Annotated in this window: 1 protein-coding gene and 1 pseudogene; both read right to left on the bottom strand. The window is 67.7% G+C overall.

Features of this window, described 5'->3' with window-relative positions; translation table 11 throughout:
* On the bottom strand, positions 1 to 1,107 hold a 1,107-nt coding region (locus tag AAC083_RS00765; RefSeq protein ID WP_108535648.1), incomplete at its 3' end, for an AMP-binding protein.
* Positions 1,104 to 3,708: pseudogene (amoG, locus tag AAC083_RS00760) on the bottom strand (amonabactin biosynthesis non-ribosomal peptide synthetase AmoG); the annotation flags it as partial. The gene AAC083_RS00765 and the pseudogene amoG, both read right to left, overlap by 4 nt.

Raw genomic sequence — 3,708 nt, 5'->3', positions numbered from 1 at the left:
CTCCCCACACTCCCCCTCAGATACCGGCAACCCCGCCTCGTCCAGCACCCAGTGGCGGTAGCCGGGCAGGCTGTGGCTGATGGTGATCTGCCCATTGGGTGGAGGCCAGCGCACCTCGCTCACCAGGGACCAGACGGTGGCCTCGGTCGGCCCGTAGCAGTTCCACAGCCGTTTGGTGCAGCCGCAGAGCTGCTCGGCCAATCCCGAATCCAGCGCCTCGCCGCCACACAGGGCGGTGAGGCGCGCGTCCCCCTGCCAGCCTGCTTTGAGCAGCATGCGCCAGCAGGCTGGCGTGGCCTGCAACCAGTTGATGGAAGGGTCGGCCTCGAGCAACGCCATCATTCCCAGGGGATCCTTGTTGTGCTGGCTGCCAGCCACCGTCAGCCGACCACCGCCCCAGAGCGGCCCCAGCATCTCCAGCAGCGAAATATCGAAGGCTGGCGTGGTAATAAAGAGCCAGTGGCAGTTCGGCGAGAGCCCGAGCCGCTCGCGGATCCCGTCGAGGAAGCAGAGCAGGGCCCGCCGGCTGATGACCACCCCTTTGGGCTCGCCAGTGGAGCCCGAGGTAAACATCATGTAAGCCGCCAGCGCATCGTCCACCCTGGGCCACTCAACCTCCGCGTGACCCAGACCGGCGAGGGAGCGCAGCGGACAGCCGCAGGCTGGCACCGCCCTATGCCCATCGCAGATCACCGCCGAGAGATGGGCCTGACGGGCGATGCCCTGCAGCCGCTCCACCGGAAAATCCGGCTCAAGCGGCACAAAGGTGAGGCCAAGCCGCAGGCAGGCCAGCACGCTGGCCACCAGATCCGGGCCTCTCTCCAGATAGAGGCCGACCCGCTCTCCCACCGCCAACCCCTTCAGGCGGGCGGCGATCTGACCGACCCGCTGGTTGAGTTCGCCATAGTTAAGCCAGGCATCGGGGCCTTGCTCACTCATACCGACCCCGCCCATGCCGATGGCGGGGGCCAGCGGGGTGGCGGCGAGGCAATTGGCCAGGCGCGAGCTCAGGGTCTGCTCGGTGGCCAGCCTGCCTTGCGGCGAGCCCACCGCCCGATTGGCTTTCTGTTTGACGAAAGGTTGGTCAACCTGGTTCAGGGCACTCATAGCACCTCCTCGGGCAGCCGCACCAGCCAGTGCTGATAGAGCCGACTGGGGGACGGGTGGGCCTTGAGATCTCGCAGGGTGAGTGGCGCACGCTCGCCAGCAAAGGCGGTATTGAGGGCCGCCAGCAGGGCGAGCTGTTGCACCGAATCCACCCCAAGTTCACACAGGGTCTGCTGCCAGACACCGGGCACGCCGCATTGCCGCTCCCACAGGGCCACCAGCGGACGGGCCGCAGGCGGACAGGGCTTGGCGACTGGCGCGGCGGAGCGCCCTGCCACAGGGGCAGGCAGGCTCATCTCATCAGGTCTGGCCGGCAGCGCAAGGTTCGCCCCCGCCAGCCAGCCGAGTTCAGCCAGCCAGGCGGCCAGCACAGCGTCTGCCTGCGCCATGGGGATCAGATCCCCGTCGAATTCGAGGCGCAGGCTGAGCTGGCCCCCTCGGGCATTCACCACCAGGGAGAGCGGCAGTTCTACCTTCTCCACCACGGCGCCGAAGTGCGGCACCAGTTGATGGGGCTCGGGCTGCTCGGGCTGCTCCGGCTGCGCCGGCACAGGGTAGTTTTCGAACACGAACAAGCTCTGGAACAGGCGGGCCCTGCCCTGCGTCAGCGCTGCAAGCGACTGGGTACCGTGCTCATTGAGTGCCATCAGGTCCGACTGCAGCCGGGCAATATGCTCGGCCAGGGTCGCCTCGCTGCGCCAATCCAGGGCGAGCGGCAGGCTGTTGATATAGAGGCCAACACTCTCGGTGATCCCCTCGATGGGAAAATCCCGGCCCGGGGTCACGTTGCCCACCAGGGTGATGTCGTCACCACAGCGGCGGGCCAGCAGGCGGTGCCAGGCATACTGGGCCAGCAAGCCGGTGGTCACGCCCAGCGCGCGGGCGCGCAGCGCAAGTTGAGCCGACACGTGTGGCGCCAGGGGTTGGCCGCACACCGCAGGCTTATGCTGTGTCAGCTGCGGCTCCAGCGCCACCCCGAACAGGCGGGATAGATCATTGGGCCGGGCCAGCAGCTCGGCGCGCCCCTGCCAGTAGGCCTCGCTGGCGCGGGTTTGGCTGGCAATATGGCGGCCAAACTCGAGCCAGGCCCCATCTGGTTCGGCGTGCGGCAGCAGGCCGTTCATCAGGGCTTGGTAGCAGCGATGCAGGGAGCCCAGCAGCACAGGGCCACTCCAGCCATCCAGCACGCCATGGTGGGCACTGAAGATAACCTTGTGGTGATCGGGCGCCAGTTTGAAGCAGGCGACCCGCAACAAGGGAGCCTGTTCCAGCGGGATCGGGCGGGCCAGATCCTGCTGGCGATAGGCCGCGATGCGCGCTTCGGCCTGCTCATCCCCCACCAGATCCTGATAGTGGAATGGCAGCTCGGCATGGCGCAGGATGCGCTGCAGTGCCACCCCATCCGCCAGCACCAGTTCGCTGCGCAGGGCCGGCCAGCGGGCGATCTGCGCCTGCCAGGCCTGGCGGTAAACCGCCAGGTCCAGCGGCTGGCGATACGCCATTTCGGTCTGCAAGTGGTAAGCCGTATCACGAGGCGCCAGCGTCCTGTGATAGAGCATGCTCTGCTGCAAGGACGTCATGGGCAACAGTGTCTCCACCTCGCGCCCGCTCAGCACCTTGTCAAGCCCCGCTTGCGAGAGGCCAAGCCCCGGGAAGTCGCTCGGGGTATGGCGCGGGGCGCTCACCCCACAGCAGTGATCCACCAGAGCACGCAGGTTGGCCGCCAATCTCACCATCAGGGCGTCGCTCCCTTGCTGGTTGAGGGCGCCGACCTGGCGCAGAGTGAGGCAGCCGTCATAGACGCCCCCGTGCAGACTGATGAGCTCGCGCGGCAAGTTGTCCGGCGACGTGGGCGCCCCTGGCGCCATGGGCAGAGGCTGCCAGGGCTGACCTGCGGCACCCTTCGCTCGTGATGCCTGATGGCTGACCCCCAGGTAGTTGAAGACGATGAGGGCCTCGGGCAACGCCCAGCCACGGGGATGGTGCAGACGCAGGGCGTTGAAGCCCACCCCCTTGTCCGGCACGGCCCGCAGCCGCTCCTTGGTGGCGCACACCAGCGCATCCCACTCTTGCTCATCGGCCAGCGCCAGCGGATAGGTACTGGTGAACCAGCCCAACGTGCGGCTCACATCGAGCTCGGCGTCTATCGCTTCGCGGCCATGGCCCTCCAGCATCACGCAGTGCCGGCTACCGTAACCGAGATCGCTCAGGGTGCGGGTCAGGGCGGCCAGCAGCAGGTCGGGCACCCGGGTGAAGAAGGCCTGGTTGGCCGGGTCTATCAAGCGGGCCGTGGTCTCCTTGTCCAGTTGCAGCAAGCTGGCGGCGGCGCGGCCATCCTCGGCGCGCTGCGCTTCCAGCAGGCCTCGCTGGCTGCCCTCCCCCTGGGCCAGCCAGAACGCCAGCTGATCCTCTTCGCGCAGGGCGTAGGCGGCCAGCCCTTCACCCCACTGGCGATAGCTGCTGCCCTTGGCGGGCAGGGGCTCGCCCCTGCTCACCCGGGCGAGATCCTCGGCCAGAATGCGCCAGGAGACGGCATCGATGACCAGATGGTGGAAGGCGAGGAAGAGCCCCTCCACCTGATCGGCCTCACCCTCGATGGTC

This window comes from Aeromonas sp. HMWF014, from assembly GCF_963878295.1.
Classification (GTDB): domain Bacteria; phylum Pseudomonadota; class Gammaproteobacteria; order Enterobacterales; family Aeromonadaceae; genus Aeromonas; species Aeromonas popoffii.
The sequence above is the reverse complement of the archived record's forward strand: the minus strand, read 5'-3'. Positions and strand labels throughout refer to the sequence as shown.